19 protein-coding genes are annotated in these 20134 nt (G+C 71.2%); 7 read left to right on the forward strand and 12 right to left on the reverse strand.

Going from position 1 to position 20134, the window contains the following annotated elements; translation table 11 throughout:
• Positions 1–20 precede the first annotated feature (20 nt).
• Both ACWGKQ_RS46235 and ACWGKQ_RS46240 read left to right on the forward strand, forming a co-directional pair.
• The gene (locus ACWGKQ_RS46235) at positions 21–1163 is read left to right on the forward strand and encodes a serine hydrolase domain-containing protein (RefSeq protein ID WP_453298118.1); all 1143 of its coding nucleotides are present in this window, start codon (positions 21–23) and stop codon (positions 1161–1163) included.
• 188 nt (positions 1164–1351) lie between these two features.
• Positions 1352–1768 (forward strand): hypothetical protein, encoded by a 417-nt coding sequence (locus ACWGKQ_RS46240; RefSeq protein ID WP_453298100.1) that lies wholly within the window; start codon positions 1352–1354, stop codon positions 1766–1768.
• A 3-nt stretch (positions 1769–1771) separates the two neighbouring features.
• Here the strand turns inward: ACWGKQ_RS46240 and ACWGKQ_RS46245 are convergent, their stop codons facing one another.
• Positions 1772–2368, reverse strand: a complete 597-nt coding sequence (locus ACWGKQ_RS46245; protein ID WP_453298101.1) for a TetR family transcriptional regulator — start codon at positions 2366–2368, stop codon at positions 1772–1774.
• A gap of 26 nt (positions 2369–2394) precedes the next feature.
• Positions 2395–3417, reverse strand: a complete 1023-nt coding sequence (locus ACWGKQ_RS46250) for an aldo/keto reductase (protein WP_453298102.1) — start codon at positions 3415–3417, stop codon at positions 2395–2397.
• A gap of 170 nt (positions 3418–3587) precedes the next feature.
• Between ACWGKQ_RS46250 and ACWGKQ_RS46255 the strand changes: the two genes are divergently transcribed.
• Positions 3588–4634 (forward strand): chitinase, encoded by a 1047-nt coding sequence (locus ACWGKQ_RS46255; protein ID WP_453298103.1) that lies wholly within the window; start codon positions 3588–3590, stop codon positions 4632–4634.
• Between the two features lie 470 nt (positions 4635–5104).
• Here ACWGKQ_RS46255 and ACWGKQ_RS46260 read toward each other — a convergent pair whose 3' ends face one another.
• Positions 5105–6487 carry a glycine--tRNA ligase gene (locus tag ACWGKQ_RS46260; protein WP_453298104.1) on the reverse strand — a complete coding sequence of 461 codons (1383 nt, stop codon included), beginning with the start codon at positions 6485–6487 and terminating at the stop codon, positions 5105–5107.
• A 150-nt stretch (positions 6488–6637) separates the two neighbouring features.
• Here ACWGKQ_RS46260 and ACWGKQ_RS46265 point away from each other — a divergent pair, with 150 nt between their 5' ends.
• From ACWGKQ_RS46265 to ACWGKQ_RS46280, 4 genes are all read left to right on the forward strand, one after another.
• Positions 6638–7594: a metal ABC transporter substrate-binding protein gene (locus tag ACWGKQ_RS46265; RefSeq protein WP_453298105.1), complete on the forward strand. Its 957-nt coding sequence runs from the start codon at positions 6638–6640 to the stop codon at positions 7592–7594.
• Positions 7591–8373, forward strand: a complete 783-nt coding sequence (locus ACWGKQ_RS46270) for a metal ABC transporter ATP-binding protein (RefSeq protein ID WP_453298106.1) — start codon at positions 7591–7593, stop codon at positions 8371–8373. Before ACWGKQ_RS46265 ends, ACWGKQ_RS46270 begins: the two co-directional genes overlap by 4 nt.
• Positions 8373–9275 (forward strand): metal ABC transporter permease, encoded by a 903-nt coding sequence (locus ACWGKQ_RS46275; RefSeq protein WP_453298107.1) that lies wholly within the window; start codon positions 8373–8375, stop codon positions 9273–9275. Before ACWGKQ_RS46270 ends, ACWGKQ_RS46275 begins: the two co-directional genes overlap by 1 nt.
• Before the next feature lie 61 nt (positions 9276–9336).
• Positions 9337–9747 (forward strand): Fur family transcriptional regulator, encoded by a 411-nt coding sequence (locus tag ACWGKQ_RS46280; protein WP_453298108.1) that lies wholly within the window; start codon positions 9337–9339, stop codon positions 9745–9747.
• Positions 9748–9953: 206 nt separating this feature from the next.
• On the opposite strand, the gene ACWGKQ_RS46285 is transcribed toward ACWGKQ_RS46280, so the two are convergent.
• The 9 genes from ACWGKQ_RS46285 to ACWGKQ_RS46325 form a co-directional block, all read right to left on the reverse strand.
• Positions 9954–11306 carry a histidine-type phosphatase gene (locus ACWGKQ_RS46285; protein ID WP_453298109.1) on the reverse strand — a complete coding sequence of 451 codons (1353 nt, stop codon included), beginning with the start codon at positions 11304–11306 and terminating at the stop codon, positions 9954–9956.
• Positions 11307–11393: 87 nt separating this feature from the next.
• A complete protein-coding gene (locus ACWGKQ_RS46290; protein ID WP_453298110.1) occupies positions 11394–12245 on the reverse strand; it encodes an isoprenyl transferase in 852 nt (283 codons plus the stop codon).
• A gap of 31 nt (positions 12246–12276) precedes the next feature.
• Positions 12277–13026, reverse strand: coding sequence for a DNA repair protein RecO (gene recO / locus ACWGKQ_RS46295; RefSeq protein ID WP_453298111.1), 750 nt, complete (start codon positions 13024–13026; stop codon positions 12277–12279).
• A gap of 49 nt (positions 13027–13075) precedes the next feature.
• Entirely contained in the window at positions 13076–13291 is a 216-nt protein-coding gene (locus ACWGKQ_RS46300; RefSeq protein WP_453298112.1) for a hypothetical protein, read from the reverse strand.
• A gap of 112 nt (positions 13292–13403) precedes the next feature.
• The gene (locus tag ACWGKQ_RS46305; protein WP_453298113.1) at positions 13404–14330 is read right to left on the reverse strand and encodes a dihydrodipicolinate synthase family protein; all 927 of its coding nucleotides are present in this window, start codon (positions 14328–14330) and stop codon (positions 13404–13406) included.
• A complete protein-coding gene (locus ACWGKQ_RS46310; RefSeq protein WP_453298114.1) occupies positions 14330–15328 on the reverse strand; it encodes an oligopeptide/dipeptide ABC transporter ATP-binding protein in 999 nt (332 codons plus the stop codon). Before ACWGKQ_RS46310 ends, ACWGKQ_RS46305 begins: the two co-directional genes overlap by 1 nt.
• A complete protein-coding gene (locus ACWGKQ_RS46315) occupies positions 15325–17340 on the reverse strand; it encodes a dipeptide/oligopeptide/nickel ABC transporter permease/ATP-binding protein (protein WP_453298115.1) in 2016 nt (671 codons plus the stop codon). Before ACWGKQ_RS46315 ends, ACWGKQ_RS46310 begins: the two co-directional genes overlap by 4 nt.
• The gene (locus ACWGKQ_RS46320) at positions 17337–18296 is read right to left on the reverse strand and encodes an ABC transporter permease (RefSeq protein ID WP_453298116.1); all 960 of its coding nucleotides are present in this window, start codon (positions 18294–18296) and stop codon (positions 17337–17339) included. Before ACWGKQ_RS46320 ends, ACWGKQ_RS46315 begins: the two co-directional genes overlap by 4 nt.
• Positions 18297–18300: 4 nt before the next feature.
• Entirely contained in the window at positions 18301–19905 is a 1605-nt protein-coding gene (locus ACWGKQ_RS46325; RefSeq protein ID WP_453298117.1) for an ABC transporter substrate-binding protein, read from the reverse strand.
• Positions 19906–20134: the final 229 nt, after the last annotated feature.

Raw genomic sequence — 20134 nt, forward strand, 5'->3', positions numbered from 1 at the left:
CGGAAGGACGACCGATGACCATGTCCCCGCTGCACGCCGCCCTGAGCCGCCATGTCGAGGCCGGCACCGTCCCGGGGGCCGTGGGGCTCGTCGCCCGCGGCGACGACGTCGAGGCGGTGGCCGTCGGGCACACCGACGTCGAGGGGTCCGCCCCGATGGCCCGGGACGCGATCTTCCGCATCGCGTCGATCACCAAGCCGATCACCGCCGCCGCGGTGCTGATGCTGGTGGAGGAGGGCCGGATCGGGCTCGGAGACCCGGTGGCGAAGTGGCTCCCGGAGCTGGCGGCGCCGATGGTGGTCCGGACGCCCGCGGGCCCCGTCGACGACGTGGTGCCGGCGGACCGCCCGGTCACCGTCGAGGACCTGCTCAGCTTCCGCGCCGGCTGGGGCCTGCCCGACGACTTCTCCCTGCCCGCCGCGCAGGCCCTGCTCACGGTGCAGGACCACAGCATCCCCCTGCAGGACTGGCCGGACCCGGACACCTGGCTGGGCCTGCTCGCCCGGGTGCCGATGCTGCACCAGCCGGGCGAGGCCTGGCTGTACGGCACCGCGTCCGCCCTCCAGGGCATCCTGGTCACCCGGGTGTCGGGCCGCGCCCTCCCCGACTTCCTGGCGGAGCGGATCTTCGAGCCGCTGGGCATGCGGGACACGGCGTTCGAGGTACCGGCGTCGAAACGGCACCGCTTCACCTCCTCCTACGCCCCCGCCGCAGACGGCACCCTGCGCCTGACGGACACCCCGGACGGCGTCTACGGCAGCCTGCCGCGCTTCCCCTCGGGCGGCGGCGGCCTCGTCTGCACGGCCGACGACTGGCTGGCGTTCGGCCGGCTGCTGCTGAACGCCGGCGTCGCCCCGGACGGCCGCCGGCTGCTCTCCGCGACCTCGGTCAGCCGCATGACCACCAACCACCTGACGGCGGCCCAGCGCGAGAGCGCCCGCCTCTTCCTGGAGGGCCAGGGCTGGGGGTACGGCGGCCAGGTCGACGTCACCCCGGCGGACCCCTGGTCGGTGCCCGGCCGCTACGGCTGGGTCGGCGGCACCGGCACCACCGCGCACATCGTCCCGGCCACCGGTACGGTCACGGTCCTCATGACCCAGACGGCCATGACGGGCCCCACGCCGACCCCGCTGATGCGGGACTTCTGGCGGGTCACCGGCTAGCTCGCGCGTTACGCCGTTCGGGTGAGCTTCCGGGAGGGAAGCGCGAGGTCAGGGCGCCCGTCGCCACCTGCGGACTTTACCGGGGCGAGGGGCGGCGCCCAGCTGCTCCCGGGACCGCTCGGGTCGCCGCCGGGCGTGACCCGGCCAACCCTTGACGAGTCCCCCCGTCACTCGACAGGAGTACGTCCATGCACACCACCCAGCGCCAGATCTGCCGCGCCCTCGCCGCCGGTGCGCTCTCCGTGGCCCTGCTGTCGGCCGGTTCCGCCGGGGCCCTCGCCACCGAGGCCAAGCCGAAGCCGAGCCCGTCCCCGTCCGCGTCCGCCATGGGCTCGATCTCGATCAAGGCGAGCGCCACGTCGGTCAAGGCCGGCGGTTCGGTGACCTTCACCGGCCGCACCTCCGGTCTGAAGGTCGGCTGGCCGCTGGTGCTCCAGCACCAGAAGGCCGGCAAGTGGATCCCGCTCAAGGCGACCACGAAGACCAAGAACGGCAGCTCCTACTCGCTGACCGCCAAGCTCAACACCGTGGGCAACGAGCACCTGCGGGTCGCGGCGGTCGGCAAGAAGGTCTACTCCCCGGCCGTGACGGTCAACGTGACCTGACCGTCAACGTGAGCCGAGGCCCCGCAGCAGCAGCTCCACCAGCGACCCGAAGTCCGCCTCGGCCTCCGGCCGCACCCACTCGCGGGCATAGCCCGGGTCGTGGAAGCGGCCGGTGGCCTGGAACACGGTCCGGGCCGCGGCGGCGGGGTCGGGCACGGTGAAGACACCCGTCCCGGCCCCGTCCCGGATGATCCCGGTCAGCTGGCCGGTCAGGTCGGCGATGTGCTCGGTGACCGCCGGGCCGTTCTCGTCGGCCAGCACCATGTAGGTGGCGAACAGCTCCGGGTCGGCGCCCGCCTTGCGCCGCTTCGCGTCGAACAGCGCCCGCAGCCAGTCGCGCAGCCGGGCCTCCGGGTCCCGGTCCCCGGCCGCGATCCCGGACAGCTGCTCCGAGGTGCGGTCCAGCCACCTCTTCGTCACCGCTTCCCGCAGCGCCGCCTTGGTCCGGAAGTGCCGGTAGACACTGCCGTGGCTGACGCCGAGCGCGCGGGCCACGTCCACCACGGTCGCCTTGGCCGGGCCGTGCCGGCGCAGCACCTCCTCGGTCACCTCGAGGATGCGCTCGGCGGTCAGGGCCGGGGTCGGGGACGTCGCTGCCATGGCCTAGACGGTACCTGGCGCCGCGGTCAGTGCTCGGTGCCGAGATGGCTCATCTGCGCGGCCGGGTAGCGGGTGCCCGCCGCCGCGTCCGCCGGTACGGCCTCCTCGATCGCCGCCAGGTCGGCCGCGTCCAGGGTGACGTCCAGCGCGCCCAGCGACTCGGCGAGCCGCTCACGGGTGCGGGCGCCGACGAGCGGCACGATGTCGTAGTTGTGCTGCGAGCCCCGGGAGATCACCCAGGCGATGGCGATCTGCGCGACGGTCACGCCCTTCTCGTCGGCGATCTTGCGCAGCGCCTCGACGAGGTCGAGGTTGTGCTGGAGGTTGTCGCCCTGGAAGCGCGGCGAGAAGGCCCGGAAGTCGCCCGCGCCGAGCTGCCGGTCGCGGGTGAAGTGGCCGGAGATCAGGCCCCGGGAGAGCACGCCGTACGCGGTGATGCCGATGCCGAGCTCACGGGTGGTCGGCAGGATCTCCCGCTCGATGTCGCGGGTGATGATCGCGTACTCGATCTGCAGGTCGGAGATGGGCGCGGTGGCGGCGGCCCGCCGGATGTCGGCCGCGCTCGCCTCGCTGAGGCCGATGTGCCGGACGTGCCCCTTCTCGACCAGTTCGGCGATGGCGCCGACCGTCTCCTCGATCGGCACGTCCGGGTCGACACGGGCGATCCGGTAGACGTCGATGTGGTCGACGCCGAGACGCTGCAGGGAGTAGGCGGCGAAGTTCTTCACGGCCGCCGGACGGCCGTCGTAGGCGTTCCAGCCACCGTCCGGGTCGCGCAGGGCACCGAACTTGACGCTGGTCAGCGCCTTTTCGCGGAGCGCTGCGGGTGCGGCGCGCAGGGCCTCGCCGATCAGCATCTCGTTGTGGCCCATGGCGTAGAAGTCGCCGGTGTCGAGCAGGGTCACGCCGGCGTCGAGGGCGGCGTGGATGGTGGCGATCGACTCGCCGCGGTCGGCCTCGCCGTACAGCGCGGACATGCCCATGCAGCCGAGGCCGAGGGCGGAGACCTGGGGGCCGGTGGATCCGAGGGAGCGGGTGTGCGTCGTCATGCCTCCACCCTGACATGACAGCTGACAGATTTCAATATCTGTCAGCTGTCACGCCTGTTTCCGAATGGTCCAGACCTATTGACGGAAGGTCTGGACCACGAGCATTGTCATGACTACGACACCCGTACGAGACCCGTGCGCCCCGCCCCGACCCCACCGGGAGGCCCCGCATGATCCGCCGCACGCTCAGTCTGCTCGCCGCCGCCCTCGCGACCGCGTGTCTCACCCAGCTCCCCGCCGCCGCGCCCGCCTCCGCCGCCGACACCTGTGCGGTCAAGTCCCGCCCGGCGGGCAAGGTGCTGCAGGGGTACTGGGAGAACTGGGACGGCTCCGCCAACGGCGTCCACCCGCCCTTCGGCTGGACCCCGATCACCGACTCCGCGATCGCCGCCCACGGCTACAACGTGATCGACGCGGCCTTCCCCGTGATCCGTTCCGACGGCACCGCCCTCTGGGAGGACGGCATGGACACGGGCGTGAAGGTGGCCACGCCCGCGGAGATGTGCGCGGCGAAGGCGTCGGGCCAGACGATCCTGCTGTCGATCGGCGGCGCGGCCGCGGGCATCGACCTCAGCTCCGCCACCGTGGCCGACAGGTTCGTCTCGACGATCGTCCCGATCCTGAAGAAGTACAACTTCGACGGCATCGACATAGACATCGAAACGGGCCTGGTCGGCAGCGGCAACATCACCCAACTCTCCACGTCCCAGGCCAACCTGGTCCGCATCATCGACGGGATCCTCGCCCAGATGCCGTCGAACTTCGGCCTCACGATGGCCCCGGAGACGGCGTACGTCACCGGAGGCAGCATCACCTACGGCTCGATCTGGGGCGCCTACCTGCCGATCGTCAAGAAGTACGCCGACAACGGCCGCCTGTGGTGGCTCAACATGCAGTACTACAACGGCAGCATGTACGGCTGCTCCGGCGACTCCTACTCGGCCGGCACGGTGGCCGGCTTCACCGCCCAGACCGACTGCCTCAACAAGGGGCTGGTCGTGCAGGGTACGACGATCAAGGTGCCGTACGACAAGCAGGTACCGGGCCTGCCCGCACAGTCCGGGGCGGGCGGCGGCTACATGTCCCCGTCCCTGGTCGCCCAGTCCTGGAACCACTACGGCACGTCCCTCAAGGGCCTGATGACCTGGTCGATCAACTGGGACGGCTCGAAGAACTGGACATTCGGCGACAACGTGAAGACCCTCCAACACCGCTGACCACCCCGAACCACCCGGCCTCCCGCCCCGGCCCGCCGCAACGGCGGATTCCGGCGGCGCCGGACCGGCCCGTGGATCCCCGCGGGCCGGTGGGGGCCGACCGCGCAGTTCCCCGCGCCCCTGGTCAGCCGGCCTCCCCGGCGCTCCCAACACACCGCCACCCCAACCCAGCCCGGAGCAACGGCCGGAGGATCCCCGCGGGCCGGTGGGGGCCGACCGCGCAGTTCCCCGCGCCCCCGAGGTCAGCCGGCCTCCCCAGCGCTCGGAATGCACTGCCACCCCACCTCACCCCATCCCGCCGCGACGGTGGTATTCGGCGGTGCCGGAGCGGCCGGGGGATCGCCGTGCCTCCTGAGGTCAGCCGGCCTCCCTGGCGGTTGGAATGCACCGCCGCCCCAGACCAAAACGCCCACCCTCCGGCCGACCGAGTCGGGTGGGAGGGTGGGCGAGGGGGCGGCAGGGCCGCAGGCCTAGCAGCCCAGGAGGCGTCCGGCGAGGTAGCCCTCGATCTGGTCCAGCGACACCCGCTCCTGCTTCATCGAGTCGCGCTCACGAACCGTCACGGCGTTGTCCTCGAGCGTGTCGAAGTCGACGGTGACGCAGTACGGCGTACCGATCTCGTCCTGACGGCGGTAGCGGCGCCCGATCGCACCGGCGTCGTCGAACTCGATGTTCCAGTGCCCGCGCAGCGCCTGGGCGAGGCCCTTGGCCTTCGGGGACAGCTCGGGGTTGCGGGACAGCGGCAGGACCGCGACCTTGACCGGGGCCAGGCGGTGGTCCAGGCGCAGCACCGTCCGCTTCTCCAGCTTGCCCTTGGCGTTCGGCGCCTCGTCCTCGACGTACGCGTCCAGCAGGAAGGCCAGCATGGCGCGGCCGACGCCGGCGGCCGGCTCGATGACGTACGGCGTCCAGCGCTCCTGGGCCTCCTGGTCGAAGTAGAAGAGGTCCTGGCCGGAGGCCTTGGAGTGGGCGTTCAGGTCGTAGTCGGTACGGTTGGCGACGCCTTCCAGCTCGCCCCACTCGTTGCCGCCGAACTGGAAGCGGTACTCGATGTCAGCGGTGCGCTTGGAGTAGTGGGAGAGCTTCTCCTTCGGGTGCTCGTACCACCGCATGTTCTCCTCGCGCAGGCCCAGGCCGGTGTACCAGTTCCAGCGCTGCTCCATCCAGTACTCCTGCCACTTCTCGTCCTCGCCCGGCTTGACGAAGAACTCCATCTCCATCTGCTCGAACTCACGGGTGCGGAAGATGAAGTTGCCGGGCGTGATCTCGTTGCGGAAGGACTTGCCCATCTGCGCGATGCCGAACGGCGGCTTGCGGCGCGAAGTGGTCTGCACCTGGGCGAAGTTGGTGAAGATGCCCTGCGCGGTCTCGGGACGCAGGTAGGCGACCGAGCCGCTGTCCTGGGTCGGGCCGAGGTGGGTGGAGAGCAGACCCGAGAACTGCTTGGGCTCGGTGAACTGGCCCTTGTTGCCGCAGTTCGGGCAGTTCACGTCGGCCAGGCCGTTCTCCGGGAGGCGGCCGTGCTTGGCCTCGTACGCCTCCTCCAGGTGGTCCGCGCGGAACCGCTTGTGGCAGGAGGTGCACTCGGTCAGCGGGTCCGTGAAGGTGGCGACGTGACCGGAGGCCACCCAGACCTCGGGGGCCAGGATGACGGACGAGTCGATACCGACCACGTCCTCGCGCGACGTCACCATGTAGCGCCACCACTGGCGCTTCAGGTTCTCCTTGAGCTCGACACCCAGCGGTCCGTAGTCCCAGGCGGCCTTCTGGCCGCCGTAGATCTCACTGCACGGGAATACGAAGCCACGGCGCTTGCTCAGGCTGACGATGGTGTCGATCTTGTCGGCGGCCACGGTGCTCTCTTCATTACGACGACGGGCGACGAAGCGAGACGCTTCAGAGCGAATGCTTCAGGGTACCGGCGGGGCCTCCCCCTCAACCAAATCGGTTCCCCACCAGAGGTTTGTTGACAACGGTTTCCATTTTTGTTGAAAATGACTCTCATGAACGTACGACGAGGCCTCATAACCACGGCCGCCGCGACCACCGTCACCGCACTCGGCATAGCGACCCTCACTGCCTGCGGCGGCGACGCCACGGCGGCCCAGACCGGCAAGTTCGACGTCGTCGCGTCGTTCTACCCGATGGCCTACCTCGCCGATCAGATCGGCGGCGGCCACGTCCACGTCACCAGTCTCACCCAGCCCGGCCAGGAGCCGCACGACCTGGAGATCAGCGCCAGGCAGACCGCGATGCTCCAGGAGTCCGACGCGGTGCTCTACCTGAAGAACCTCCAGCCCTCCGTGGACGACGCGGTCGCCCAGTCCGGGCTCAAGACGAAGATCGACGCCGCCTCCTTCACCACGCTGGAGAAGCACGGCAACGAGGTCGGCGGGCACGCGGCCTCGCACGACACCTCCAAGAACGAGGAGCTGTCCGGCCTCGACCCCCACATCTGGCTCGACCCGGTGCGCTACGCCCAGGTCGCCGAGGGCGTCGGCAAGGCCTTCGAGAAGGCCGACCCGGACCACGCGGCCGACTACAGGAAGAACACCGCCGCCCTGGTGAAGAGGCTCGACGCGCTCGACACCCAGTTCAAGGACGGCCTCGCGCACACGAAGTCCAAGGTCTTCATCACCACCCACGCGGCCTTCGGCTACCTCGCCGAGCGCTACGGCCTGACCGAGGAGGCCATCAACGGCCTCGACCCCGAGTCGGAGCCGAGCGCGGCCCGCGTCAAGGACCTCGAGACCATGGCCAAGGCCGACGGCGTCACCACCGTGTTCTACGAGACGCTCGTCAGCGACAAGACCGCCAAGACCATCGCCGCCGACGCCGGCCTGAAGACCGACGTCCTCGACCCGATCGAGGGCATCACGGCCAAGTCCCGCGGCAAGGACTACTTCGCGGTCCAGGAAGCCAACCTCAAGGCCCTGCGGCAGGCGCTGGACGCCTCATGACGGGAGACGACGAGATGACGACAGGCGAACCCGTCATAGCGATGCGCGCTGTCCGCGCCGAACTGGGCGCCCGCCCGGTCCTGCGCGGCATCGACCTCACCGTGCACCGCGGCGAGGTCGTCGCCCTGCTCGGCGCCAACGGCTCCGGCAAGTCGACGGCGATCCGGTCGCTCATCGGGCAGGTGCCGGTGAGCGGCGGCGAGATCGAGCTGTTCGGCACCGAGCGCCGGGCGTTCCGGGACTGGCGGCGGATCGGGTACGTCCCGCAGCGCACCACCGCCGAGGGCGGGGTCCCGGCGACCGTGACCGAGATCGTCTCCTCGGGCCGGCTGTCCCGCGCCCGCTTCGGCCTCTTCCGCAAGGCCGACCACGCGGCCGTACGGCACGCCCTGGAGCTGGTCGGCATGGCGGACCGGGCCAAGGACTCCGTCACGGCGCTCTCGGGCGGCCAGCACCAGCGGGTCCTGATCGCCCGCGCCCTGGTCTGCGAACCCGAACTGCTGATCATGGACGAGCCGATGGCGGGCGTCGACCTGGCCAGCCAGGAGATTCTCGCCGCCACCCTGCGCGAACAGGTCGCCCAGGGCACCACCGTCCTCCTGGTCCTGCACGAACTGGGCCCGCTGGAGCCCCTGATCGACCGCGCGGTGGTGCTCCGCGACGGCTGCGTCCTGCACGACGGCCCGCCCCCGCAGGCGGTCGGCCAGCACGCCCTCCCCGGCCACGACCACGTACACCCCCACGAGCACACACCCCTGCGCACGGGACTGGCGATCTGATGGAACTCCTCGACTTCGCCTTCATGCAGCGGGCGCTCGTCGCCGCCGTCCTGGTCGGCGTCACCGCCCCCGCGATCGGCATCTACCTGGTCCAGCGCCGCCAGCCCCTGATGGGCGACGGCATCGGGCACGTCGCGATGACCGGCGTCGGCCTCGGCTTCCTGCTGAACACCTCGCCGGTGTGGATGGCGACCGCGGTCTCCGTGGTCGGCTCCGTCCTCATGGAACTGATCCGCTGGTACGGCAAGACCCGCGGCGACATCGCCCTCGCCATGCTCTTCTACGGCGGTATGGCCGGCGGCGTGATGTTCGTGAACCTCGCCCCGGGCGGCTCCAACGCCAACCTGAGCTCGTACCTGTTCGGCTCGCTCTCCACGGTGTCCCCGTCCGACGTGACCGCGATCTCGATCCTGGCCGCGTTCGTGGTCGTGGTCACCCTCGGCCTGCGCCGGCAGCTGTTCGCGGTGAGCCAGGACGAGGAGTTCGCCCGGGTCACCGGCCTGCCGGTCCGCGCGCTGAACCTGCTCACGGCGGTCACGGCGGCCGTCACGGTGACCGTGGCCATGCGGGTCGTCGGGCTGATCCTGGTGTCGGCGCTGATGGTGGTGCCGGTGGCGGCCGCCCAGCAGCTGACCCGGAGCTTCACCGCGACGCTCGCGATCGCGACGGCGCTCGGGGTGACGGTGACCATCGGCGGCACGGTGACCTCGTACTACCAGGACGTTCCGCCCGGTGCGACCATCGTGTTGCTGACCATCGCCGCGTTCGTCCTGCTGACCGCGCTGGCCGCGCCGCTGGCCCGCCGACGCGCCCGCGCGGCCGCCGCGCACCGGCCCGCCGGGGACCCGGCGGAGTGCGCGATTCCGGCCACCCGGGGGGCCGCCGACGAGGTCGGCGTCTGACCGCCCCCGATCCGGGCTGGCACAATGGCCCGGCAGAGGCAGTGACGTGAGGAGGCACCCGGTGACGACCGCAGGACCGCCCGTGAAGGGCCGCTCGACCCGCCAGCGGGCAGCCGTGGCGGCGGCCCTGGACGAGGTCGAGGAGTTCCGCAGCGCGCAGGAACTGCACGACATGCTCAAGCACAAGGGCGACTCGGTCGGCCTCACGACCGTCTACCGCACCCTCCAGTCCCTCGCCGACGCCGGCGAGGTCGACGTCCTGCGCACGTCCGAGGGCGAGTCGGTATACCGCCGCTGCTCCACCGGCGAACACCACCACCATCTGGTCTGCCGCGTCTGCGGCAAGGCGGTGGAGGTGGAGGGCCCGGCCGTCGAGAAGTGGGCCGAGGCCATCGCATCCGAGCACGGCTACGTCAACGTGGCGCACACCGTGGAGATCTTCGGCACCTGCGCGGACTGCGCCACGGGCTGAGCCCGTTGTCCGGGCGCGGCCCGGTGGGGGTTGCTCGCGCCCGCGCGGCGGAGCCGCACATCAGATACAGCCCCGCGCCCCTTACGGGGCGCTGCAGTCGCGTCAGCTTCCCAGCTGCGGGCAGGCGTGCCGCAGGGCGGCACGGGTGGGCGCAGCGGCACCCTGCCAGCGCCGGTAAGCGTCCCCACCCCCGCCCCAGCCCGCGGTCAGCTCCTGCCGAAGCAGCGCTCCAGTTCGTTCAGGTCGTAGAACTTGCTCCCCTTCTTGATCGGGTGGCAGCCCGTCTTGAAGGCGATCTCCTTCTCGTTGTAGAGCATCCGCACCAGGTAGTCGTCGCCCTTCTTGTAGACGTCCCACTGGATGTTGGAGGCGAGGGAGGCGACCTCGGCGCCGCGCCACGCGTTGTCGGCGTAGGTGTAGTCGGCGCCCGGGGTGGCGGCCTTCTCGCTGCCCGGCAGCTGCATCAGTGCCGCCAGCGGGATGATCTCCTCGGCGTGCGTGAAACGGAGTTCGGCGCCCAGCGTGCTGGTGCCGTCCCGCTTGGCCTCGACCTGCTTGAAGAGGTCGTCGAGGAGCGGCTGGGCCATCTTGTAGGTGATGTCGCTGTCCGAGAAGCTCGGGCCCTTCTCGTAGAAGTCCTCGGCGTCGCTGAGGTAGCCGAACCAGGCCGCGTCACGCGGGGCGATGTAGCGGTCGAAGTCCCAGCCCTTGCCGTTCGGGCTCTCCTCGCTCATGGCGGGCGCGATGGCGTAGAGGTTGTAGACGGCCTGGGCGGCGGTGATGTCGTCGGCGGTGGAGGCGAACTCGCCGTTCACGATGCGCTGTACGAACGCCGGCTTGAAGATCCTGCCGAGCACCCGGGCGGCGGCCCGGTGCGAGGCCGGCTGGTCGGTGATCGACTTGAGGGTGGCGGCGAGGCGCTCGTCGCTCGCCAGCCACTTCTGGTAGTCGGCGCCGCCCGCCGACTTGTGGAAGTACAGGAGGTCCTTGTCGACGCGCGCGGTGCCCAGTGAAGCCTTCAGCGCCGGGTCGGCGTCGGTGAGGGCGGTGGAGAAGACCGTACCGCTGTCGACCGCGCGGCCCTGGCCGGAGCTGACGACGTCGATCTTCTCGCCGTTCGCCGCGATCGAGGAGAAGAGAGAAGGCAGCCGCTTCTCCAGGCGGACCGCCGTCGCGCGGAGTTCGTCCTTGCCGCGGCCGCTGAGGTTGCCGTACCCGATCGCGCTCATGGCCGCTTCGAGGGCCTGTACGTCCGGGCCGAACTTCTTGCCCAGCCTGGTGAGTTGGCCGTCGGCCGCGGCCTGGTTCCAGAGCGCGAGGACCGTGTCGCCGTCCGAGGCGTCGGTGGCGGAGCGGGAGCCGTGCCGGGAGACGTTCTCGGTGAAGACGGCGGTGTAACCGGCGGGCGGCTGCTGGTAGGTGCGCGGGTTCTGGCCCGGGGAGTACACGGCCTTGGTGCCGTAGCTGTCGCGGTGGGTGAGCCCGGTGTCCGTGGCGTGTGCGGGCAGCGCGGTGAGGAGCAGGGCGCCGAGGGTCAGGACGGGGATGACGCGCTTCATGAGGACCGTTCCAGAGGCGGGAGACCGGGGGGTGGCCTGGATGGATCTTCCGCATCCTCGACGGCCCTCATGAACGGCGGATGGCCGTCAGATGCCGGACGGGTTCTCCTCCGTGCGGCCCTCCATGGCCAGCAGCTCCTCGTTGGGGATGGCCCCGCCGAACCGCCGGTCGCGGGAGGCGTATTCGACGCACGCCCGCCACAGGTCGCGGCGGTCGAAGTCGGGCCACAGCACGTCCTGGAAGACCAACTCGGCGTAAGCGCTCTGCCAGAGCAGGTAGTTGGAGGTGCGCTGCTCGCCGCTGGGCCGCAGGAACATGTCCACGTCCGGCATGTCCCCGTAGTACAAGTGCTTCTGGATGGTCTTCTCGGAGATCTTCGACGGGTCGAGCCGGCCCGCCTTCACCTCCTCGGCGATCGCCTGCACCGCGTCGGCGATCTCGGCGCGGCCGCCGTAGTTCATGCAGAAGTACAGGGTGAGCAGGTCGTTGCCCTTGGTCTGCTCCTGGGCGACCAGGAGCTCCTTGGCCACCGACTTCCACATCCTGGGCATCCGGCCCGCCCAGCGCACCCGGATGCCGAGTTCGTCGAGCTGGTCGCGGGTCTTGCGGATGAAGTCGCGGTTGAAGTTCATCAGGAAGCGGACCTCTTCGGGCGACCGCTTCCAGTTCTCGGTGGAGAAGGCGTAGAGCGAGATGTTGCGGACGCCGATCTCGATGGAGCCCTGGAGCACGTCGAGGACGCGCTCGGCACCGACCTTGTGGCCCTCGGTACGGGGCAGCCCGCGCTCCTTCGCCCAGCGGCCGTTCCCGTCCATGACGATGGCGACGTGGTTCGGGACCAGCTCACCCGGGAGCTTCGGCGGACGGGCGCCGGACGGGTGCGGTTCCGGCGTCCTGTACTCGCGGCGCTGGCGCCCCAGGATCCCGCGTACGACCATGTGCTTCTCGTCTCCCTCTGGCTTTTCGCTACTAGCTTTTCTCTACGTACCTGAGCGAGCGCAGCCCGCGCTCCAGATGCCAGTGCAGATAGGCGGACACCAGCCCGCTGCCCTCCCGGACGTACCGTGCCTCGGTCGCGTCCGCGGTCTCCCAGTCTCCCGTAAGCAGCGCGCCGAGCAGAACCAGGGTCTGCGGCGAGGGTACGACGCTGCCGGGCACCCGGCAGTCGACGCAGACGGTGCCGCCGGAGCCGACCGAGAAGAAGCGGTTCGGGCCGGGCATGCCGCACTTGGCGCAGGCGTCGAAGCTGGGCGCGTAGCCGTTGACGGCGAGGGAGCGCAGCAGGAAGGCGTCGAGGACGAGATGCGGGGCGTGCTCGGCCCGGGCGAGCGTCCTGAGCGCCCCCACCAGCAGCAGGTACTGCTGCACGGCCGGCTCGCCCTCGTGGTCGGTGAACCGCTCGGCGGTCTCCAGCATGGCGGTTCCGGCGGTGTACCGCGTGTAGTCGGCGACGATCCCGCCGCCGTACGGCGCGATGGTCTCGCTCTGCGTGCACAGCGGCAGCCCGCGCCCCACCAGCTCGCTCCCCCGGGCGAAGAACTGCACGTCGACATGGGAGAAGGGCTCCAGCCGGGCCCCGAACTTCGACTTGGTCCGCCGCACGCCACGGGCCACGGCCCGCACCCGGCCGTGTCCGCGGGTGAGCAGCGTGATGATCCGGTCCGCCTCACCCAGCTTCTGGGTGCGCAGCACGATGCCGTCGTCGCGGAACAGGCTCATGGGCCTATTCTGCCCTGCCGCCGGAGGGGGCCGGCGGACAAGGGAACCCTCAGGGGGTCTCGCCGCGGCTGCGGGCGTTGGCGTGGGCGGTGGCCGCGCTGAGCCGTTCGGCCTGGGTGGCGACGCGTACGGCGTCCGGGTGCGCGTCCCACTCCCGCCCTCCCCCGTACGGCCGCAACTGCACGTAGGGGCCCTCGTGGCCCATCACGATGCCCAGTTGTCCGGTACGGGTGTCGACGGCACAGGAGCCGATGGGGAGGTTCATCGCGTTCACCTCACCTGGCTCCCCCGCCCCTGCAAATTTCACGCTTCGCATCACCGATGTGGCGCTGCGTGCCTAGACTCGGCCGGAGTCTGTCCCGGGTTCCGGGCCGCTGCTACATCAGACCCGCCCCCGCCAGGTACTTCGCCACGCACTCGGTCTCCTCCTGCGACAGCGGCACCTGGGGCTCGGCCGTGGCCGGGCAGTCGATCACCCCGCGCAGGTGCAGCGCCGCCTTGAACGCCCCCAGCGCCGCCGAGCCGGCGCCCATCCGGGCCGGGTCCCCGACGCCGGTCATCCGGAAGAGGCCGCACAGCCGCTCCTGCTCGGCCCGCGCCCGCTCCCAGTCGCCCGCCCGGCAGAGCCGGTCCAGGCGGACGTAGCCGTCCGGGTCGACGTTGGCGAGCCCCGGTACCGCCCCGTCGGCGCCCAGCGCGAGCGCGGAGTCGACGGTCAGCTCGGATCCCGTCAGCGCGCTGAAGCCGGACAGGCCGCGGCTGCCGACGACGACCTCCCGGAACCCCGCCAGGTCGCCGCTGGAGTCCTTCAGCCCGGCCAGCACCCCGTCGGCGGCCAGTTCCAGCACCAGGCCGGCGGGAAGCTTGGTGTGGACGGCGACCGGGATGTCGTACGCGATCACCGGGACCGGCGACCGGCCGGCGACCAGGCGGAAGTGCCGGGCGATCTCGGCGGGATGGGTGCGGGTGTAGAAGGGGGCGGTGACGACGACCGCGTCCGCACCGGCCGAGGTGACGGACGCGACGTGGTCCAGGACCCGGGGGGTCGTCATGTCGATGACGCCCGCGAGGACCGGGAGCCGCCCGGCCGTGTGGGCGACCACCGTCTCGGTGACCAGCCTGCGCTGCCGGTCCGTCAGGTACGCCGCCTCCGACGTCGAGCCGAGCACGAACAGGCCGTCCACCCCGGCCGCCGTCAGATGGTCGACGAGCCTGCGCAGGGACGGGACGTCCACCTCGCGGTCCGGTGTCAGGGGCGTGCAGACGGGCGGTACGACACCGGTCAGCTGGATGGGCAGCGTCATCAGGTCTCCCTGGGCAGGCTGTGGCTCGGCTGGTCCTCCTCCAACGGATGGTGACAGCGGTAGCGGTGGGCGGGGCGTGACGCGGCCGTGAAGTCAGGCATGCGGAGGGCACACGCGTCGTCCGCCCGCCAGCAGCGGGTGCGGAACGGGCACCCGGACGGCGGCCGGGTCGCCGAGGGGACCGGCCCGGTCAGCGGGATGGGGTCGATGGGGTTCAGCAGGCCGGGGGTGGCCGAGAACAGGGCCCGGGTGTACGGGTGCCGGGCGTGGCCGGTGACGTCGGCGGCCGGGGTGTCCTCGACGATCCGGCCCAGGTACATGGTGATCACCCGGTCGCTCATCCGCCGTACCGTCTGGATGTCGTGGGAGACGAAGACCAGGGCGAGGCCGAGGCGTTCGCGCAGGTCCAGGAGGAGGTTGAGGATCTGGGCGCGGACCGAGACGTCCAGCGCGCTGGTCGGTTCGTCGGCCACCACCAGGTCGGGGTCCAGGGCGAGGGCGCGGGCGATCGCGACCCGCTGCCGCTGGCCGCCGGAGAGCTGGCCGGGCAGGGCTTCGGCGAGCGCCCGGGGCAGCCCGACCAGGCCCATCAACTCCCGTACCCGGTCCTCCCGTTCGGCCTTCGTGCCGCGCTCGTGGACGTCCAGCGGGTCACGGAGGATACGGCGTACGGGCAGGCGGCGGTTGAGGGCCGTCGAGGGGTCCTGGAAGACCATGCCGGTGCTCGCGCCGACGGTGGAGCGGCGTTCGGCCGGCGGCATCGCCCACAGGTCCCGGCCGTGGAAGGCGACCGTGCCGGCGGTCGGCCGCTGGATGCCGACCAGGACCTTCGCCAGCGTGGACTTCCCGCACCCCGACTCGCCGACCACCCCGACCGTCTCGCCGGCCGCCACGGTGAGGTCGGCGCCGGTCAGCGCGTACACCCGGTCCCGGGCGAACAGGCCTGCGCCGCGGGCCCGGTGGACCACGTGGACGCCGGACAGCTGTACCGCGCTCATGTCACCGCCTCCGCGCTCGCCGCCAGGTCGACGGCCGGGTGGTGGCAGGCCGCGGTGTGGCGGGGGGTGCCGACCAGGGCCGGGGGTGTCGTACGGCAGACGTCGCCCGCCGCCGGGCAGCGGTCGCTGAAGCGGCAGCCCGCCGGGAAGTCGGCGGGGGACGGGACCACGCCCCTGATCTGGGTGAGCCGCTCGGCCCCGGACTCCAGCGACAGGACGCTGCCGAGCAGGCCGCGCGTGTAGTGGTGGGTGGGGGTGCCCACCAGTTCGGCGGTGACGCCGGTCTCGACGATCTGGCCGCCGTACATCACCACCACCCGGTCGGTGACGTCCGCGACCAGGGCGAGGTCGTGGGAGACGAGGATCAGCGCGAAGCCGAGTTCCTCGCGGAGGCGGAGGAGGAGTTCCATCACCTGGGCCTGGACGGTGACGTCGAGGGCGGTGGTCGGTTCGTCGGCGATGATCAGGCGGGGGTCGCGGGAGAGTGCCATCGCGATGAGGACGCGCTGGCGCTGGCCGCCGGAGAGTTCGTGGGGGTGGCTCCGCAGGGTGCGGGTGGGGTCGAGGCCGACGAGGGTGAGGAGTTCGGCCGGGGTTTGGTGGCCGCCGCGTCTCACCAGCTGTTTGAGCTGGGCGTTGACCGTCATGGAGGGGTTCAGGGAGGAGAGGGCGTCCTGGTAGACCATCGCGATCTCGTGGCCGAGGAGGCGGCGGTGGGGGGTGGTGAGGTCCACGGGCCGCTGCGGGTGCGTTGTGGCTGGTCGCGCAGTTCCCCGCGCCCCTGACGGGGCGCTTCGGCCGACGGCGTTGAAGAGGATCTGGCCTGTCGCCCTTGCCGTCTTCGGTTGCAGGCCCATGATCGTCAGGGCCGTCAGAGATTTGCCGCAGCCCGACTCCCCTACCAGGCCGAGCACTTCGCCCGCGTGGACCTCGAAGCTGATGCCGTTGACGATGTTCGTGCCCCGGTGGCGGTCCGGGAAGGCGATGGTGAGGTTCTCCACGGACAGGACCGGTGGGCCGTCGTGGGAGGGGAGGGGGCGGGCACGCCGTCGTAGCCGGTCGGCCGCCTCGGTCAAGGACGGCAGCTCCAGGGCCTCCCCGGGCTCGACCACCTGCACGGGCTCAGTCGGCTCCACCTCCCTCGGTGCCGGGGACGCCCACGCGTCCGAGACGCCCTCGGAGAGGATGTTCAGGGAGAGGACGGTGAGGAGGATCAGCAGGCCGGGGAAGAGGGTGGCCCACCAGCCGCCCGTCAGGACCATGTTCCTGCCGTCCGCGATGACGCTGCCCCAGGACGGGTCGGGGGGCCGGACGCCCGCGCCGATGAAGGAGAGGGACGCCTCGAAGACGATGGCCTCGGCGACCTGGACCGTGCAGAAGACGAGGATGGGGGCGGCGCAGTTGACGGCCACGTGGCGGAGCACGATGTGGGGAGTGCGGGCGCCGATCACGCGTTCCGCGGTGACGTAGTCCTCGCCGTACTGGTCGAGGACGTTCGCCCGGACCACGCGGGCCACCGGTGGGGTGAAGAGGAAGGCGATCGCGCAGATCAGGACGGTGATCCCGCCGCCGAAGACGGCGACCAGGACGGCGGCGAGGGCGATGCCGGGGAACGCCATCACCACGTCCAGGCAGCGCATCAGGGTCTCGTCGGCGGCCTTGCGGGAGGTGGCCGCGAAGGCGCCGAGGAGGGCTCCGGCGACCAGGGCGAGGCCGGTCGCGCCGAGGCCGATGGCGAGGGACCAGCGGGCGCCGTACATCAGCCGGCTGAGGATGTCCCGGCCGAGGCTGTCCTGGCCCATCCAGTGGTCGGCGGAGGGGTGGCCGGTGCCGTCGACGGGGGCCTGCTGGGCGAGGGGGTCGTCGGGGGCGAGGAGGGGGGCGGACAGCGCCACCAGGACGACCACGGCCAGGAAGGCGAGGGCCGTCTTCGACAGCGGTGACAGTCTGCGCAGCCGTACGCCGGGGCGGGCGAGGGCGGTGGTGAGGGCCGCGCGGGTGAACGTCGTCATGTGGCCTCCCTCAGGCGCGGGTTGACCAGGAGGTAGAGGATGTCGATGACGAGGTTGACGACGACGAAGCCGGTCGCGGTGGTGAGGACGACGCCCTGGACCACGGCCGGGTCGCCGTTCTGGACGGCGTCGATCATCAGTTTGCCCATGCCGGGCAGGGCGAAGACGGTCTCGATGACGACGGCGCCGCCGAGCAGGTAGCCGACCCGCAGGCCCAGCACGGTCAGGGGGTTGACCAGTGCGTTGCGCAGCACGTTGCGGCCGACCACGACATGGGGTGGCAGGCCGCTGCCGATCGCGGTGCGGACGTAGTCCTTGTCGAGTTCCTCGACCACCGAGGTGCGGACGATCCGGGTGAGCTGGGCGGCCACCGGGAGGGAGAGCGCGAGGGCGGGCAGCGCCATGGTCCGCAGCCAGCCGGTGACGGAGTCCTCGGGGTTGATGTAGCCGCCGGCCGGGAACCAGCCGCGGTCGACGGCCAGGTACTGGATCATCAGCAGTGCCAGCCAGAAGGCGGGGGCGGCCACCCCGACCAGGGAGAGGACGCGGATGACCTGGTCGGCGGCCCGGTCCCGGTGGATGGCCGCGGTCACGCCCGCGGCCAGCGCCAGGACGACGGCGATGCCGAGGCCGAGGAAGGTCAGCTGGAGGGTGAGCGGCAGGGCGGTGAGGACCTGGTCGAGGACCGGGGTGCGGGTGAGGGCGCTGGTGCCGAGGTCGCCGTGGAGCAGGCCGCCGACGAAGTGGACGTAGCGCAGGGGCAGCGGGTCCAGGAGGCCGTTGCGTTCGCGGAAGTCGTGGAGCTGCTGCGGGGTGGGGTTGGCGCCCTGGAAGAACGCGGACGCCGGGTCGACGTCGGAGAACCGCATCACCAGGAACACGAACAGGGCGATGCCGAGCAGCAGGGGCACCAGCAGGGCGGTGCGGCGCAGCAGGATGCGCAGGACGGCGGTCATGGGGTCAGGCCCACTTGGCGGTGAGGACGTTGATGCCGGGGTAGGGCTGGGCCCTTATGCCGGTGAGTCTGCGCGGGTCCCAGGCGGTGATCAGCTCGTTGTGGACGACCGGGTAGAGGACGGCCTGTTCGGCGACGACGTCGATGTAGTCCTGGATCATCGTCCTCTTCCGGTCCGGGTCCGGTTCGCGGGTGGCCGCGTCCATGTCCCTGAAGAGCCGCTTCGCGACGGCGTCGCCGGACCAGCGGGCGTAGCCCGTCCAGAGGTTCTGGGGGCCGTAGTTGTAGTGCATGATCAGGTCGGCGTCGAGGCCGAACTGGTTGGGGTTCGAGACGGCGGCGACGACCTGGTAGTCCTGTTTCTGGTCCATCTTGGTGAACACGGCCGTGGTCTCCTGCGGGGACAGGGTCGTGGCGACGCCGATCGCGTCCCAGGACGACTTGATGGTGGGCAGGCAGTCGACGAGCCAGCTCACGTTGACGGCGAGGATGTTCACGTGCAGGCCGCTGACTCCGGCGGCTTTGAGGAGCGCCCTGGCCCGGTCGGGGTCGTGGTCGTAGACCGTCTTCGCCGTGCGGTAGGCGGGGTTGGTCTCGTTCAGGAACGAACTCGCGGGTTTTCCGTGGCCCTTGAGGGCGACCTCGACGATCTTCTCCTTGTCGATGGCGTAGTGCAGGGCCTGGCGGACCCGGACGTCGTCGAAGGGCTTGTGCTGCGTGTTGAACATCAGGAACGCGTTGTTCATCCCGGCGCCGCCGCCGACCGACAGTCCGCCCTGTTCGAGGCGGGGGATGTTGGCGTAGGGGATGTTGTCCGAGATCTGGGCGCCGGCACCGGCCCCGGAGATCCGCGCCACGCGTGAGGCGGCGTCGACGATCGTCAGCCAGTTCATCTTCCGGAAGGCGGGAGTGCGGGGGCCGTTGTAGCGGTCGTACGCGGCGAAGGTCGTGTTCGACTTCGGGTGGTGCGCGGTCTGCCGGTACGGTCCCGAGCCGACCGCCAGTCCCCTGATCGCGTCGTCCCAGGCGCCGGGCCGGGCGAACACGTGCCTCGGCATGATCTTGGCGAGGGTGAGGCGGGCGATCCCGTCCGGGAAGGGGAACTTCAGCACCAGGTCGACGGTCCGGGTGTCGACCTTGCGGGCCTCCTTCAGCCAGCTCGCGAAGAAGCCCTGGGCGAGGGTCTGGGTGCCCGGGTCGAGGATCCGGTCGAAGACGAAGACCACGTCGTCGGCGGTGACCGGTCTCCCGTCGTGGAAGGTGGCCCCGGAGCGCAGGGTGAACCGCCAGGTGGTGGCGTGATCGTCGGCGGGCAGCCGGGTCGCCAGCGCCGGGTAGGGGGCGCGGGTGATCGGGTCGGTGTCGGCCAGGCCCTCGTAGATGTGGTTGTTGGCGGCCATCGCGAACGCGGACGCGGTCTGGGTGGGGTCCCAGCTGCCGTCGTTGCCGTAGCCGATCACGGCCGTGAGGGTGCGGTCGGAGCCGTCGCCGCCGAGGTCGATCGTGGACCTGGGGCCGCACGCCGTCAGCGACGACAGGGCGGCCGCCGCGCCCAGCGCGCCGGTGTGTGTCAGGAACGTCCTGCGGGCGTGGGTCGCCGCGTCGCGCACGGTGCCTCCAGTGTGGGGGAACGGAGACGTCGGACATCCTGTGTAAGCGCGACCATAAGAGGGGGTTCGGGGGCGGTCAAGGCAACGCACGCGAATGGCGTAAACCACCAGAGGTGGGACCAATGGCACCGCGGGGTGGAGCCCATGGCGGCGCGTACGCGCGGGAGTTGGCCCCGGCCGCCCGGGAGTCGGGGCCCGCCCCCCGGCCGGCGCCCCCGGCGCCGCGGCG

Source organism: Streptomyces sp. NPDC054770 (assembly GCF_053611985.1).

Excerpts from the sequence above, each read along its gene's own strand:
- ACWGKQ_RS46235 (WP_453298118.1), top strand. The coding sequence starts at position 21 with ATGTCCCCGCTGCACGCCGCCCTGAGCCGCCATGTCGAGGCCGGCACC.
- ACWGKQ_RS46240 (WP_453298100.1), top strand. The coding sequence starts at position 1,352 with ATGCACACCACCCAGCGCCAGATCTGCCGCGCCCTCGCCGCCGGTGCG.
- ACWGKQ_RS46245 (WP_453298101.1), bottom strand. The coding sequence starts at position 2,368 with ATGGCAGCGACGTCCCCGACCCCGGCCCTGACCGCCGAGCGCATCCTC.
- ACWGKQ_RS46250 (WP_453298102.1), bottom strand. The coding sequence starts at position 3,417 with ATGACGACGCACACCCGCTCCCTCGGATCCACCGGCCCCCAGGTCTCC.
- ACWGKQ_RS46255 (WP_453298103.1), top strand. The coding sequence starts at position 3,588 with ATGATCCGCCGCACGCTCAGTCTGCTCGCCGCCGCCCTCGCGACCGCG.
- ACWGKQ_RS46265 (WP_453298105.1), top strand. The coding sequence starts at position 6,638 with ATGAACGTACGACGAGGCCTCATAACCACGGCCGCCGCGACCACCGTC.
- ACWGKQ_RS46270 (WP_453298106.1), top strand. The coding sequence starts at position 7,591 with ATGACGGGAGACGACGAGATGACGACAGGCGAACCCGTCATAGCGATG.
- ACWGKQ_RS46275 (WP_453298107.1), top strand. The coding sequence starts at position 8,373 with ATGGAACTCCTCGACTTCGCCTTCATGCAGCGGGCGCTCGTCGCCGCC.
- ACWGKQ_RS46285 (WP_453298109.1), bottom strand. The coding sequence starts at position 11,306 with ATGAAGCGCGTCATCCCCGTCCTGACCCTCGGCGCCCTGCTCCTCACC.
- ACWGKQ_RS46290 (WP_453298110.1), bottom strand. The coding sequence starts at position 12,245 with ATGGTCGTACGCGGGATCCTGGGGCGCCAGCGCCGCGAGTACAGGACG.
- recO (WP_453298111.1), bottom strand. The coding sequence starts at position 13,026 with ATGAGCCTGTTCCGCGACGACGGCATCGTGCTGCGCACCCAGAAGCTG.
- ACWGKQ_RS46300 (WP_453298112.1), bottom strand. The coding sequence starts at position 13,291 with ATGAACCTCCCCATCGGCTCCTGTGCCGTCGACACCCGTACCGGACAA.
- ACWGKQ_RS46305 (WP_453298113.1), bottom strand. The coding sequence starts at position 14,330 with ATGACGCTGCCCATCCAGCTGACCGGTGTCGTACCGCCCGTCTGCACG.
- ACWGKQ_RS46310 (WP_453298114.1), bottom strand. The coding sequence starts at position 15,328 with ATGAGCGCGGTACAGCTGTCCGGCGTCCACGTGGTCCACCGGGCCCGC.
- ACWGKQ_RS46315 (WP_453298115.1), bottom strand. The coding sequence starts at position 17,340 with ATGACGACGTTCACCCGCGCGGCCCTCACCACCGCCCTCGCCCGCCCC.
- ACWGKQ_RS46320 (WP_453298116.1), bottom strand. The coding sequence starts at position 18,296 with ATGACCGCCGTCCTGCGCATCCTGCTGCGCCGCACCGCCCTGCTGGTG.